Origin of the sequence: Brevundimonas sp. TSRC1-1 (assembly GCF_049898245.1) — a bacterium.
GTDB classification, from domain to species: domain Bacteria; phylum Pseudomonadota; class Alphaproteobacteria; order Caulobacterales; family Caulobacteraceae; genus Brevundimonas; species Brevundimonas mediterranea_A.
The window spans coordinates 742877-756132 of the sequence record NZ_JAFCXI010000001.1; the positions used below are offsets into that span (position 1 = coordinate 742877).

12 protein-coding genes are annotated in these 13256 nt (G+C 68.3%); 7 read left to right on the forward strand and 5 right to left on the reverse strand.

Annotation, left to right across the window (positions count from 1 at the left end):
* Positions 1 to 17: 17 nt before the first annotated feature.
* A complete protein-coding gene (locus tag ACP7CK_RS03745) occupies positions 18 to 1028 on the forward strand; it encodes an NAD(P)/FAD-dependent oxidoreductase (RefSeq protein WP_426025158.1) in 1011 nt (336 codons plus the stop codon).
* On the opposite strand, the gene ACP7CK_RS03750 is transcribed toward ACP7CK_RS03745, so the two are convergent.
* Positions 1025 to 1759, reverse strand: coding sequence for a TonB family protein (locus tag ACP7CK_RS03750; protein WP_040349396.1), 735 nt, complete (start codon positions 1757 to 1759; stop codon positions 1025 to 1027). The two genes, ACP7CK_RS03745 and ACP7CK_RS03750, sit on opposite strands and share 4 nt — an antisense overlap.
* A 178-nt stretch (positions 1760 to 1937) precedes the next feature.
* Between ACP7CK_RS03750 and ACP7CK_RS03755 the strand changes: the two genes are divergently transcribed.
* Together ACP7CK_RS03755 and ACP7CK_RS03760 are read left to right on the forward strand one after the other, a co-directional pair.
* Positions 1938 to 2735 carry a transglycosylase SLT domain-containing protein gene (locus ACP7CK_RS03755; RefSeq protein WP_008258820.1) on the forward strand — a complete coding sequence of 266 codons (798 nt, stop codon included), beginning with the start codon at positions 1938 to 1940 and terminating at the stop codon, positions 2733 to 2735.
* A gap of 88 nt (positions 2736 to 2823) precedes the next feature.
* Positions 2824 to 3966 carry a DUF2336 domain-containing protein gene (locus tag ACP7CK_RS03760; protein ID WP_183195740.1) on the forward strand — a complete coding sequence of 381 codons (1143 nt, stop codon included), beginning with the start codon at positions 2824 to 2826 and terminating at the stop codon, positions 3964 to 3966.
* Positions 3967 to 4034: 68 nt separating this feature from the next.
* Here ACP7CK_RS03760 and ACP7CK_RS03765 read toward each other — a convergent pair whose 3' ends face one another.
* The 3 genes from ACP7CK_RS03765 to ACP7CK_RS03775 form a co-directional block, all read right to left on the reverse strand.
* A complete protein-coding gene (locus ACP7CK_RS03765; RefSeq protein ID WP_008264077.1) occupies positions 4035 to 4511 on the reverse strand; it encodes a hypothetical protein in 477 nt (158 codons plus the stop codon).
* Between the two features lie 69 nt (positions 4512 to 4580).
* Positions 4581 to 5360 carry an NAD kinase gene (locus tag ACP7CK_RS03770; protein WP_154725186.1) on the reverse strand — a complete coding sequence of 260 codons (780 nt, stop codon included), beginning with the start codon at positions 5358 to 5360 and terminating at the stop codon, positions 4581 to 4583.
* Positions 5361 to 5392: 32 nt separating this feature from the next.
* On the reverse strand, positions 5393 to 6523 hold the full coding sequence (locus tag ACP7CK_RS03775) for a DUF2336 domain-containing protein (protein ID WP_050771607.1): 1131 nt from the start codon (positions 6521 to 6523) through the stop codon (positions 5393 to 5395).
* 187 nt (positions 6524 to 6710) lie between these two features.
* On the opposite strand from ACP7CK_RS03775, the gene ACP7CK_RS03780 reads away from it, so the two are divergent.
* The 4 genes from ACP7CK_RS03780 to ACP7CK_RS03795 all read left to right on the forward strand — a co-directional run bounded on the left by ACP7CK_RS03780 (position 6711) and on the right by ACP7CK_RS03795 (position 12682).
* Positions 6711 to 7475, forward strand: a complete 765-nt coding sequence (locus ACP7CK_RS03780) for a class II aldolase/adducin family protein (protein WP_008264051.1) — start codon at positions 6711 to 6713, stop codon at positions 7473 to 7475.
* 131 nt (positions 7476 to 7606) lie between these two features.
* Complete coding sequence (locus ACP7CK_RS03785; RefSeq protein WP_426025159.1) at positions 7607 to 8263, forward strand: hypothetical protein; 657 nt, start codon at positions 7607 to 7609, stop codon at positions 8261 to 8263.
* A gap of 112 nt (positions 8264 to 8375) precedes the next feature.
* Positions 8376 to 9476, forward strand: a complete 1101-nt coding sequence (locus ACP7CK_RS03790; protein ID WP_426025160.1) for an efflux RND transporter periplasmic adaptor subunit — start codon at positions 8376 to 8378, stop codon at positions 9474 to 9476.
* Complete coding sequence (locus ACP7CK_RS03795) at positions 9476 to 12682, forward strand: efflux RND transporter permease subunit (RefSeq protein WP_040349991.1); 3207 nt, start codon at positions 9476 to 9478, stop codon at positions 12680 to 12682. The genes ACP7CK_RS03790 and ACP7CK_RS03795 overlap by 1 nt, the downstream gene beginning before the upstream one ends.
* Positions 12683 to 12686: 4 nt before the next feature.
* On the opposite strand, the gene ACP7CK_RS03800 is transcribed toward ACP7CK_RS03795, so the two are convergent.
* Positions 12687 to 13205 carry a c-type cytochrome gene (locus tag ACP7CK_RS03800; protein WP_035310842.1) on the reverse strand — a complete coding sequence of 173 codons (519 nt, stop codon included), beginning with the start codon at positions 13203 to 13205 and terminating at the stop codon, positions 12687 to 12689.
* Positions 13206 to 13256: the final 51 nt, after the last annotated feature.

Below are 13256 nucleotides of genomic sequence, written 5' to 3' on the forward strand. Positions count from 1 at the left end.
TCGATCTGGACGTGGTGATGTCTTCCCCTGCCATAGTGATCATCGGCGCCGGCGTGCTGGGCCTGAGTACGGCCTTCGAGCTGACGCGACGCGGCCATAGGGTGACGGTGGTCGACCCCGGCGGACCCAACGCCTCGCGGGTGGCGGCGGGCATGGTGGCGCCGGCCATGGAGGCGGCGATCGACGATGTCTCGCCGGACCGGGCGGCGCTTCTGCGTGCGGGACGCGATCTGTGGCCCGCCTTCGCCCAGGCGTCCGGCGTGGCCTTCGCGCGGCGTCCGGCCGAATGGCGCGGCGGAGACGTGGACGCCATGGCGGCGCGGCTGATGGCCCTGGGTTTCGAAGCCCGCCGCGACGGCGATCGGGTGATCACGGACGAGGATGGCCAGATCCAGCCGGAACAGGCGATGGCGGCCCTGCACGCCGCGCTCGGCGACGGGATCATCCAGGGCCGCGTGGTTCGGCTGACCGCCCAGTCCGACGGCTGGACCATCGAACTGGACGATCGGACGCTGACGGCCTCGGCGGTCGTGCTGGCGACAGGAGCCGGCGACGCGATTTCGGGTTCGCCGGAGGCGACGCGGACCTTGGTCGAGGACGTCCAGCCGATCCGGGGGCAGATCGGGGTGGCCAAGGCGGATCTGGCGTCCCATGCCTTGCGCGGGCCGGGGGCCTATGTGGCGCCTATGACCGGCGGAGCGGTCATAGGCGCGACGATGGAGCCGGGACGCCGCGACACCGTACCCGACGCGGCTGTGGGCGAACGCCTGCTTGAGGCGGCCTGGCGGGTGCTGGGGCGCTCGCCCGAACCGCTGGACATCGAATGGCGCGCCGGGGTGCGCGGGGCCTCGCCGGACGGGTTGCCGATGGCGGGCCCGGCGCCGGACGGCGCAGGTCTGTTTCTGGCCCTGGCGCCGCGTCGCAACGGCTGGCTGCTGGCGCCGATGGTCGGGGCCGTCGTGGCCGATGCGATCGAGGGGCGGGCGCCGTCGCCTGCGGCCCGCGCCCTCGATCCTCGACGGTTCTAGTCCGCCATCGCGAAACGGACGGTGAAGTTGACCGTCGCCCCGTCCACCGCGCGGCCGTCGACCGTGCGGGGGTTCATGCGGAAGTCCCGCGTCAGGCTCATGGCCGCCCGACCGAAGCCCTGGCCGTTCGGGGTTTCGCCAGCGACGCGGCAGGCGGTCAGGCCGCCGTCGATGCGCACGACGCAAGAGAGGCTCGCGGAGCCTGACAGGCCATTCTCGGCCGCGCGCGTCGGATAGGCCCGCGCCATCTGCGCCGCCGACGGACGGCTGGCCCAGGTCGGGTTGTTGATGACCGAGACGGCGCGGATCGGCGTTTCCGTCGTCGCCGTGCCGCCTTGGACGCCGGTCGGGGCCGTGCTGACGACCAGACCCGGGGTCGCGTCGACGACAGGGACGTCCGGCGCGGCGAAGGGCGAGGGCTCCGTCGTCGGGAAGACCACCGGCGGCTTGTGGGTCGGATTTTGCGGCGCGGGCGGCGCCTTAGCCTCGACCTTCGGCAGGGGTTTCGGACGCGGCAGGTCCAGGGTGACGATGGTCGGCGGCGGCGCCGGCGGAGCGACGTCGGGCGCCTTCAACTGGAACCGCTGGTTATAGAGCACCACGCCGGCGCCGACATGGGCCAGGACCGACAGGCCGATGGCCGCCCACATCCAGCGCGGCAGTGGTTTCTTGCGTTCCCCGAAGTCGATGGGGCTGACGGCGCCGGGACCCCCGGCGGCACGGATCATCATGACTGCACTCCCTCGTTCACCGCCCCCGCAGCGCCCGTAACAGAAAGTGAGCGCTCAGGTTGTGGCGGCTTTGCGGCGAAGATACGCGGTTCGACAAACGTCGATCATGGCTCGGCTGTTAACGCTGTCGTTAACGATTAACGGTTGATTAACCACGTTCGACGACCCTCCGCTTGTCATGGGCATCAGAGCGATTCCATCTTCCGGCGGGGTAGAGGCGGCCATCCAGCGCGCCTCGACCGCCGTGGGAGTCGATTACGACTTCCTGGTCAAGACGGCGCGGCGCGAGAGCGCCATGAACCCGTCGGCCAAGGCGCCCACCTCATCGGCGGCAGGCCTGTTCCAGTTCATTGAACAGACCTGGCTGGGGACGGTCAAACAGCATGGCGCCCAGCACGGCTACGGCCAGTACGCCGATCTGATCCACCGGGGGACCGACGGACGCTGGCGGGTGGAGGGATCGGCGCGAAATGTGGTGCTGGACCTGAGATTCGATCCGCACGCCGCCTCGGTCATGGCGGCGGAGCTGACGGCGTCCAACGCCGCCTATCTGCGCGGCCGCACCGGCAAGGAGCCCGGCGCCGGCGATCTGTACGCCGCCCATTTCCTGGGGCCGGCGGGCGCGGCCAGTCTGATGAACGCCCTGGACCGCAACCCGGGCGCCAGCGCCGTCGCCCTGTTCCCCGATGCGGCCCGGGCCAACCGCAGCATCTTCTACAAGAACGGGCGGGCGGCCACGGTTTCGGAGGTCCATGCCAATCTGCAACGCTCGGCGGGCGACGGCGCGCCGGCGGCCGGGGCGGGGGATACGCGGTTCCCAATGCCGGAATTGAGCGATCGCGATCAGGTTCTGGCGGCGCGGATGGATCGGCTGAAGCAGGATCAGGGCATCCTGGCCCTGCTTCTGGGCCAGGACGGATCGAGCGGAAGCGGCTTCGGCGGCGCCTTTTCGCCGAATGGCGGGGAATCGACCTGACCGCCGTCCGGTCTCTCCATAGTAAACCGACCGTTAAGCATGGCAGTCTCATGATATCGGACACGCCCGATTCCCTGACGAGCCGTCCATGACCGCCCACCGCGCCCGACTGACCGAAATGGACATCCAGCGCCTGGTGAAGGCGGCCGATGACGATGAACGCGCGGAGGCGGCGCACAAGCTGTGCCGCAATATGGATCGCGCCGATCTGGACGACCGGGACCGGCAGGCGGCGCAGAAGATCGTGCGGCTGCTGGCCAATGACGCGGCCGAACTGGTGCGTCGGGCCATGGCCGTGACGCTGAAGGCATCGGACCTGATCCCCAATGACATCGCCCGCCGGCTGGCGGCGGACGTGGACAGCATCGCCCTGCCGATCATCGGCGCTTCGCCGGCCTTCAGCGACGAAGACCTGATCGAGATCGTGCGCGGGGGCGCGGCCTTGCGTCAGGTCGCCGTCGCCGGTCGACCGCGCGTGTCGCGCGACGTGGCCCAGGCGCTGGCGGACGAAGGCTGTGAACAGGCGGTCAGAGCCCTGGCGGCCAATGATAACGCAGACCTGTCGGAACGCGCCCTGGGGGCGATCGTCGATCGTTTTCCGGACTCGGCCGAGGTGGTGACATCCGTCGCCTATCGCCAGGTGCTGCCGCTGCATATCACCGAGCGCCTGATCGAACTGGCCAGCGAGACGGTGCGCGAGCATCTGGTCTCGCGGCATGCGATGGCGCCCGAGACCGCCATTCGCCTGGCTCAGTACGCACGCGAGCGCGCCACGGTCGATCTGGTGGATCAGGCCGCGAGCAGCGCGGACCTGGGCGCCTTCATGGCGCAGTTGAATCTGCGCAAGGCCTTGAACGCCTCGCTGTTGCTGCGCGGCCTGGCGCGGGGACAGATGGCGATGTTCGAGCATGGTCTGGCCGAGTTGGCCAACACGCCGCATCACCGGGCCTGGCTGATGATCCATGATGCAGGACCTCTCGGGCTAAAGGCGATCTATGATCGGGCCGGCCTGCCGCCACGGCTGTTCCAGGCCTTCCGCGCGGGGGTCGACACCTGGCGCGCCCTGTCGGCCGAGGGGGTGGATACGGCGAGCGAGGTTTTCCGCCAGCGCATGTTGGAACGGTTCCTGACCCAGCGGCCGAACGTCCTCCGCGACGACCTGGCCTATCTGATGGAGCGGCTGGACCAGGCGCCCGTCCGTCCCGCAAGGATCGCCGCCACCGCCGCTTGAGTCCTGGGGCACAGCAAAGAAAAGGCCCGCCTGACGGCGGGCCTTTTCATTTTGGAGGGGGCTGAAGCTCAGCGCGCCTTGTGTTCGGCGACCTTGGCTTCCAGGGATTCGGCCAGGATGCGGCCGGTCGGGTTTTCGTCGGTCTTCACCTGGTCGCGAACCACGGCGCGGATGGCGTCGATATGGGCGTCGATAATGATCAGGGGCGCGTTCTGGCGGGCGCCGGCGTCGTCCAGCAGGCGGCAAAGCGAACCGGCGATACGAGTCACCAGCGGGTATTCATACGTCGTTCCCAGCCCCTTCAGGTCATGGGCGCGGAAGTACAGGGCCTCGGCGGTCTCCGCGTTCAAGCCCTGTTCACGGACGTCGGCCTGGGCCTTGTCCAGCTTGACGATCTCGTCGTTCAGCCACTGTCCGAACTGGGCGGACATGGCCTTCAGCGCTTCCTCCGCCCGTGCGATGGCGTCGGCGTTGATGCCGAAACCGCCGCCGACCTTCGTGCGAAGGGGGGGCGTGGGGCGAATGACGTGCGCCGGGTCGCTCATGGGAGACTCCATAGAAATTTCGGCGAAGCTTATCCGCGCGCCCTTAAGAAGGGGTATAGGGGGCGGTCGTCAGTTGGCGAACTGCTCGGCCATGACCCGCTCGTCGAACGATCGGCCTGCGTCAAACAGCATGGTCAGGGCGACGTCGCGGCGTTCACGCACCTCAACCCGCGCTACGCGCCGAACTTCGAAATTGTCGGCCGTGGCGGAGACCGGCCGCTTGTCCGGCTCCAGCACGTCGAACCGCACCTTGGCGCCGTGGGACAGCAGGGCGCCGCGCCAGCGACGGGGACGGAAGGCGCTGATCGGGGTCAGGGCCAGAATACGGGCGTCCAGAGGAATGATCGGGCCGTGGGCCGACAGATTATAGGCGGTGGACCCGGCCGGGGTCGCCACCAGGCAGCCGTCGCACGACAGCTCTTCCAGCCGCACCCTGTCGTCGACCGTGATCTTCAGCTTGGCGCTCTGGCGGGTCTGGCGAAGCAGGGAGACCTCGTTGATGGCCAGGCCGGTGTGGACCTCGCCGCTCTCGGTCCAGGCGTCCATCTGCAGCGGATGGATCACAGTGCGTTCAGCGGCGACCACGCGGGCGATCAGATCGTCCTCGTCATAGTCGTTCATCAGAAACCCGACCGAACCGCGGTTCATGCCGTACACCGGGGTGCGACGACGCAGGTTGGCGTGCAGGGTCTCCAGCATCTGCCCGTCGCCGCCCAGGGCGACGATGACGTCGGCCTCTTCTTCCGGAACGGCGCCATAGCGCGCGATCAGACCCTGGCGCGCCGCCTGGGCCTCGGGGCGGTCGCTGGCGGTGAAGGCCAGGGCGGGGACGGGCGGAGTCGGGTTCACGCGCGAACGTGAGCCTCAGCTTGGCGCCGAAGTCAAACTGTCGCGAATCTTTCCATCATCTGGCGGAAGGCGCGGGCTGCGGAATGACTGTTCATCGGCGTGGCGGACCAGCCGCCGTCGCCGGGCAGGCCGTCGGTCAGCTTGCGCAGTTCGGCCAGGACGGAGGCGAAAACCGCCTTGTCCAGGCCCACGGCGGTGCACGCCAGATAAAGGGGTTCTGCGGTCGACGAATGAATCGCGGCCCGGACCTGGGCGGGGCTGAACCCGCCCAGGTGGCCCAGAGCCCGTTCGAACAAGCCGTATCGCTGCTCGCGCAGGGCGCGGATGAGGATGCCGGGACGCAGTTGGCCGGCCGCCTGCAGCTTGTCGACCAGGCGACGCTCCATTTCCTGGCGTTCGCGATCCTCGGCGTTGCGGCCGTTCGGCAGGGGGCGCCAGACCGGGATGCGTGACGCCTTTGCGGATGCTTCCCGCACGGCGGCGTTCAACAGCCGGTCGTCGATCTGGAAACGTTCGCCGATCGACTGGCGCAGGGCCTGGCCGACCCATTGGTACAGTTCCTGCGCCAGGGACTCGCTGAGCCTGGGATGGCGCGCCAGGGGCGCGCGCAGTCCGGCGATACGGCGGGAATGTTCGACCAGGCGGTGCATGGCGGCCTCGCCGATCTCGGCGCTGCGGTTGGAGGCCAGGGCGGTCATGGTCACGGGATCCGCGCGGTCCAGAATGGCGTCCACGACGCCGCCCGACAGATTGGGGCGGCGGGCCACGGCGATCTGGTGCTCCAGCGTGGTCTCGACCAGGACGCGGATCAGGGCGGCGTCCTTCAGCAGGGGGCTGGCGGCGATGACCGGGGCGGCGATGTCGATTTCGTCCAGCGCCAGCATGTCGATCAGCGCCGGCGGGGCCCAGTCGGCGTGAGCCAGGCGTTCGGACAGCTGCCTGCGGATCTCGTGCTCGGCCTGGGCGGCCAGGGTCAGGAAGATCTCGCCGAGCGCGGTCGGCAGGGGCGTGGCCGGCGCGGCGCTTTCACACAGGGCGATGACGCCCATCAACAGGCGGTGACGATCGTCTGGAGCCTTGCTGCGGGCTAGATCGACAAGGTCCTGCGGCGACAGATCTCTGGCCGTTCTGGACGAGGTCCTCAGTTGGACGACAGCGGACACGGCGACTCCCGGACGCAGCAAACTCTCGCGATCATCATGGGGCTGCGGCGTGAAGACGCGGTTAACGGAATCTGAAACGTGACGGTTAACCCCCTGCGGACTGGGCCTGCAGCCGCTTGACGGATCGACGACGGAGGGAGACGCTGAAGCAAAGCCCAGCAGAGGCCCTGCCATACAGGAGGAAACCATGGCCGACGGCGCCCATCCCGCATTGAAATCCCGCGTGTCCGAGGCCGAATGGCAGGTGCGTGTGAATCTGGCCGCCCTTTATCGCCTCGTGGCGCTGAACGGGTGGGACGACATGATCTTCACCCACATCTCGGCCCGCGTGCCGGGCCCCGAGCATCATTTCCTGATCAATCCATACGGCTATTATTTCGACGAGATCACCGCCTCCTCGCTGGTGAAGGTCGATCTGGAGGGGAACGTGGTTCAGGAGACGACCGACTTCATCAATCCGGCCGGCTTCACCATCCATTCGGCGGTCCATGCGGCGCGCGAGGATGCGAAATTCGTCATCCACCTGCATACGGTCAACGGGGTTGGAGTGGCCGCCCAGCAACATGGATTGCTGCCTATCAGTCAGAACGCGTGTTTACTGCAGCATCAGGTTGCGTATCATGGGTATGAGGGACTGGCCCTGAATCTTGACGAACGCGAACGTCTGGTGGCCGACCTGGGGGACAAGTCACTGATGCTGCTGAGAAATCACGGCACTTTGGCGGTCGGGGAAACGGCGGCGCAGGCATGGATCGGGATATTCTTCCTCGAGAGGGCCTGCGCACAGCAGGTGGCCGCCCTGTCGGGCGGGCGCGAACACGTGCTGATCGCGCCGGATCAAGCCCAGTCCGAAACCAGGGAACAGGGGCGGGGCATCAGCTTCGTTTCGTCCCTGGCCTGGCCGGGCGCCCTGCGTCAGCTGGATCGGAAGTCGCCCGGCTACGACGCCTGAAGTCCGGCGGGGCGTTCGGCGCCCTGGCGGCCGTCGTCGGCCTGTGCGGAGGTCTTCTGGCCGAGGAGGCCTTCGCCGGGGCCTGGACCCAGCCCAGGGGCCGGGGACAGGCGATCGTCAAATACGAGGACATGCGCGCCGAAACGGGCTTCGATCCCTCAGGCGAAGAGCAGCCGCTGGGGGCCGACCGCACCGACACGACGCTGGGTCTGTTCGCCGAATACGGGCTGACAGATCGTCTGACCCTTCAACTGAAGGCCGATTGGCAGCAGGGGGAAGACGCCTTCGTCGACTATGAAGGGCGCGGGCCGGTCGAGATCGGGGCGACCTGGCAGGTCTGGCGCGACGATCACAATGCCGTCAGTCTCTATGGCGGATACGCTCAAGCCGGCGAGGGGCGCAACGCAGGCTACGCCTCACCGGGCGTCGGCGAATACGACTGGGAGGCGCGGGTTTCAGCGGGTCGGTCGTTCGGCGAGGCCGGGGCCCGGTGGGGTATGGATCAGTCCTTCGTCGAACTGCAGGTCGCCCGCCGGCTGCGCGACGGTCTGCCCGATGAAACCCGTGTGGACGCTACGCTGGGCGGGCGTATCGGGGGGCAGTGGCTGGTGATGGGCCAGGCTTTCGGCGGCGCGGCGGACGGCGGCGCACGTTGGTTGTCGCTCGAGGCGTCCGTGGTGCGCGACATGGGGGGCTGGAGCATCCAGGCCGGTTGGCGCCAGACGGTCGCGGGTCGGGAGACGGCCATCGCCCATGGACCGGTTGTGGCGATCTGGCGCAGGTTTTGAATGTAATCCCGGCGACGGAAATCAGCGTAGGCGACGTTACCAATAGGTAATGTTGCGCATGGCGGAGAGAAGCCGCTAAGCGTGCGCGTCCTCTGAATTGAAAGACCGTTGCGTGATAAAACGCCACTTCTTCCTGATCGCCGCAGCGGTTCTGCTGGGGCTGATGGTGCTTGCCGCTGTGCTGAAAGTCGCTTTCGCAGATGATGATGCGGGCGGCCCGCCAGGCGGGGGACGGCGCGGAGGCCAGCAGGTGTCCGAAGCCACGGTGTCCCAGCGGTCGTTCTCGGATCAGATTCGCGTCCTGGGCGTGGCGCGGGGACAGAGATCGGTCAACATCACCTCGTCCACCACGGAGCTGATCACCCGCGTCCTGTTCACCGACGGTCAGACGGTGTCGGCGGGCGCGCCCCTGGTCGAACTGCAGGCCCGTGAAGAGGATGCGGACATCATCGAGGCCCGCGCCAACGTCGCTCAGGCCCAACGCGAGTATGACCGCTACAAGGCCCTGGCGGATCGGGGGGTCGCCCCTCAGGTGCTGCTTGAACAGGCTGAGACGGCGCTGGAGACGGCGCGCGCCTCGTTGCAGGCGGCGCAGGCGCGTCGCGGCGACCGGGTCATTCGCGCGCCCTTCGCCGGGACCCTGGGCCTGACCACGGTGACGCCGGGCACGCTGATCAATCCGGGCGCCGTCATCGCGACCCTGGACGACACATCGACCATCCGCGTCGACTTCCCTCTGCCTGAGCGGTATCTGGATGTGCTGAAAGCCGGAGCGCCGATCACGGCGACGGCCGACGCCTATGGCGAAACGCCGTTCCAGGGGCGGATCGCCCTGATCGACACGCGCGTGAACGAGACCACCCGCGCCGCCACGGCCCGCGCCGAGTTTCCCAATCCCGGCGGTCGTATCCGCCCCGGCATGCTGCTGCGCGTCGTGGTCCAGCAGGGGCAGCGCCAGGCGCCGGCCGCGCCCGAATCCGCCGTCCAGTACGAAGGGGCGGGCGCCTTCGTCTATCGCATCGCCGCCGGGGCCGAGGGCACGACCGCTCAGCGGGTCGAGATCGTGGCCGGCGCCGTCGAGAACGGCTTCGTCGAGATCCTTTCGGGCGTGGACGTCGGGGACCGGATCGTCGGTTCGGGCCTGAACCGGATTCAGCCGGGGGCGCCCGTCAGCGTTCCCCGCGCCCAAGGCCAGCGGGCCGCCGCCCGATGATGCTTTCCGATGTCTCGGTCCGGCGTCCGGTCTTCGCGGCGGTCGCCGCCATCGTCCTGTGCGTGATCGGGGCCGCCGCCTTCTTCTTCCTGCCCGTGCGCGAACTGCCGGACGTCGATCCGCCCATCGTCTCGGTCAACACCAGCTACGCCGGCGCCTCGGCCGAGGTGATCGAAAGCCGGATCACCGAGCCGATCGAGCAGCAGATCGCCGGCATCCAGGGCGTGGAACGCATCAATTCGACCAGCCGAGACGGCCGGTCGAACGTGAACATCGAGTTCTCGCTGGACCGCAATATCGACGACGCCGCCAATGACGTGCGCGACCGGGTCAGCCGCGTCGTGGGCCGCCTGCCGGATCAGGCCGACCCGCCGGAAGTGGCCAAGGCGGATTCCGACAGCCAGCCCATCATCATCGTCTTCCTGCGTTCGACGACGATGAACCGGCTGCAGCTGACCGACTACGCCGATCGCTATCTGGTGGATCGGATGGCGACGGTGCCGGGGGTGGCCCAGGTCAACATCTATGGCGAGCAACGCTATTCGATGCGCATCTGGCTGGATTCCGCCGCCATGGCCGCGCGCGGTCTGACGGTCAACGACGTCGAGACGGCCCTGACCAGCCAGAACGTCGAACTGCCGGCCGGCTCGCTGGAATCGACCGACAAGGACTACACCGTCCGGGTGGCCCGCACCTACGCCCGGCCTGACGATTTCCGCCAACTGCCCATCGGCACGCGGGGGTCCGCCTCCGCCTCGGCCGCCGTGGCGACCGGCGCGGGCAGCGGCTCTTCCGCCATCATCCAGGGTCAGCCGACCTATGTGACCCGCCTGGGCGACATCGCCCGGGTCGAGGAGGCGCCCGAGGAGCCGCGTCGTCTGTTCCGCGGCAACAGCATGGACCAGATCGGTCTGGCGGTGACCCGCCAGGCCCAGTCGAACGACCTGGCCATCTCGGACGGCGTCCACAAGATGATCGACGAGATCCGGCCCAGCCTGCCGCCGGGCGTGACGCTGGAGATCGGGTCGGACAACTCCGTCTTCACCTCACACGCCATCGACGAGGTCTGGATCACCATCGGCATCTCCATGGCCCTGGTGGCCCTGGTCAACTTCATCTTCCTGGGCAGCCTGCGCGCCGCCCTGATCCCGTCCATCGTGGCGCCCATCTGTCTGCTGGCGACCTTCATCGTCCTGGCGCCCCTGGGCTTCTCGCTGAACCTGCTGACCCTGCTGGCCCTGGTTCTGGCCATCGGCCTGGTCGTCGATGACGCCATCGTGGTGGTCGAGAACATCCAGCGTCGTCTGGACCATGGCGAGCCGCCGCTGGTCGCGGCCGAGCGGGGCGCGCGCCAGGTCTTCTTCGCCGTCGTGGCCACGACCATCGTCCTGTTGTCGGTGTTCGCGCCCCTGCTGTTCCTGCCGGGCTATGTCGGACGGCTGTTCGTCGAGCTTGCAGCCGCCATCGCGGCGGCGGTGGCCTTCTCGGCCTTCCTGGCGCTGAGCCTGTCGCCGATGCTGGCGTCCAAGATCCTGAAGCCGGCGCATGGCGGCGGCTGGGTCGCGCGCCGGGTCGATTGGGGCATGGACCGACTGAAGACCTCCTATGGCCGGTCGCTGGACATGCTGCTGGGCAAGCGGATCGCCGTCATCGGCGTCGGCGCCCTGATCGTCCTGGTGGCGGCCGGAGCCGGGGGCATCTTCCTGGTCCTGCCCAATGAGCTGGTGCCGGATGAAGATCGAGGCCGGGTCTCGGTGCGTGTCGCCGGACCGGAGGGCGCAGGCTTCGACTATACCCGCAAGATCATGATGGGGCTGGAACCCCTGCTGGCCGAATACAAGAACAGCGGCGAGGCGGATTCCTATCTGGTGTCGGCGCCCGGCTTCGGCGGCGGCAGTTTCAACACGGGCAATGGCGTCCTGGTCCTGTCCGACTGGTCCAAGCGTGACCGCACCGCCGCCGAGATCGCCCAGGAGCTGAACGGCAAGCTGCGCGGCCAAACAGACGCCCAGGTCAACGCCTCGACCCCCGGCGCCTTCCAGCGGGGGGGCGGCAACTCCAACTCGGTCGAACTGATCGCCACCGGGACCGACTACCAGCAGATCTACAACTGGCTTCAGCCCCTGCTGGCGGCGGCCCAGGCCAACCCCGGTTTCTCGCGTCCGCGCCTGAATTACGAACCCAATTCGCCGCGTCTGCTGGTCGATGTCGATCCGCAGAAGGCCGCGGCGCTGGGCGTCTCGTCCCAGTCCATCGGACGGACGCTGGAGACCATGTTCGGGTCGCGCACCGCCACCACCTATATCAAGGGCGGCCAGGAGTATGACGTCATCCTGCAGACCGACCGGGACAACCGCCGCGAAGTGGCGGATCTGGAAGCGCTTTATGTCGCGACCGGCGCGGGCCAGCTGGTGCCTCTGTCGGCGGTGGTGACGACCAAGACCTCGGGCGACACGCCGGATCGCCGGCGTCTGGATCGCCAGCGGGCCATCTCGCTTCAGGCCGATCTGAACCCCGGCATGACCATCGACGATGCGATCCAGTTCCTCAGCGCCGAGGCGGCCAAACAGCCGACGGGCGGGGTGATCACCCAGTGGGGCGGCGCCGCACGCGATCAGCAGGAGGCGGGCGGCGCGGTGCTGGCGGCCTTCGGCCTGGCGCTGTTGCTGGTCTTCCTGGTGCTGGCGGCCCAGTTCGAGAGCTGGATCACCCCGGCGGTCATCATGCTGACGGTGCCGCTGGCGGCGGCGGGCGGCCTGTTCGGCCTGCTGATGGCGGGGTCCAGCCTGAACATCTACAGCCAGATCGGCCTGATCATCCTGATCGGGGTGGCGGCCAAGAACGGCATCCTGATCGTCGAATTCGCCAACCAGCTGCGCGACCAGGGCCGGTCGATCCGCGAGGCGATCATCGAGTCGGCGTCGCTTCGCCTGCGGCCGATCATCATGACCTCCATCGCCACCGCCTTCGGCGCCCTGCCGCTGGTGCTGTGGCAGGGCGCGGGCGCCGGCAGCCGTCAGACCATCGGCGTGGTGATCTTCACCGGCGCCATCTTCGCCACCGTCCTGACCCTGTTCGTCGTGCCGGTGATCTATGGCGTGCTGGCGCGCTTCACCAAGTCGCCGGAATGGACCGCCCGCAAGATCGCGGAGTGGGAGGCCCAGGAAATGCGCGAGGGCGGACCCAAACCCATCGAAGAGGGCTGAAGGATCAGGAGGCGGGCGCCGCCGGGCTCTGGGGCTTGTAGCCCGTCTCCACCTTCAGGAAGGCGATGACGTCGCGGCGGTCCGTTGCATCGGGCAGACCGGGATAGTTCATCTTGTTGCCCGGCAGGAAGGTCTTCGGATTCTGCAGCCAGTGGTCCAGCTTTTCGGCGTCCCAGGTGAATTCCGCCGTGCGCATGACGTTGGAATAGTTGAAACGCGGGCGATCCCCCGCCTTGCGCCCGAACACGCCGTGCAGGTTCGGTCCCGCCAGATCCGGCCCGTCCTGCCCGATGGTGTGGCACGAGCGGCAGCGGGCGAAGACGCGACGACCATTGGCCAGGTCTCCGGCGTTATACGGTGCGGGCAGGGCGGCCAGAAGACTGGCCTTTTCGGCATCCGTGGCGACGCGCGCCGGCTTGGCGGCCGGCCGGCCCTCGTCGCCCGTCTTGCTGGGCCGATCGCCCGGGCCGCAGGCGGCAAGCGCCAGAATCAAGGGAACGGCGAGGGGGGTGAGACGGCTCATCAAGGGCTCCAGTTTTTGCGCGACATAGGGAAAACTCCGGACGCGGCAATT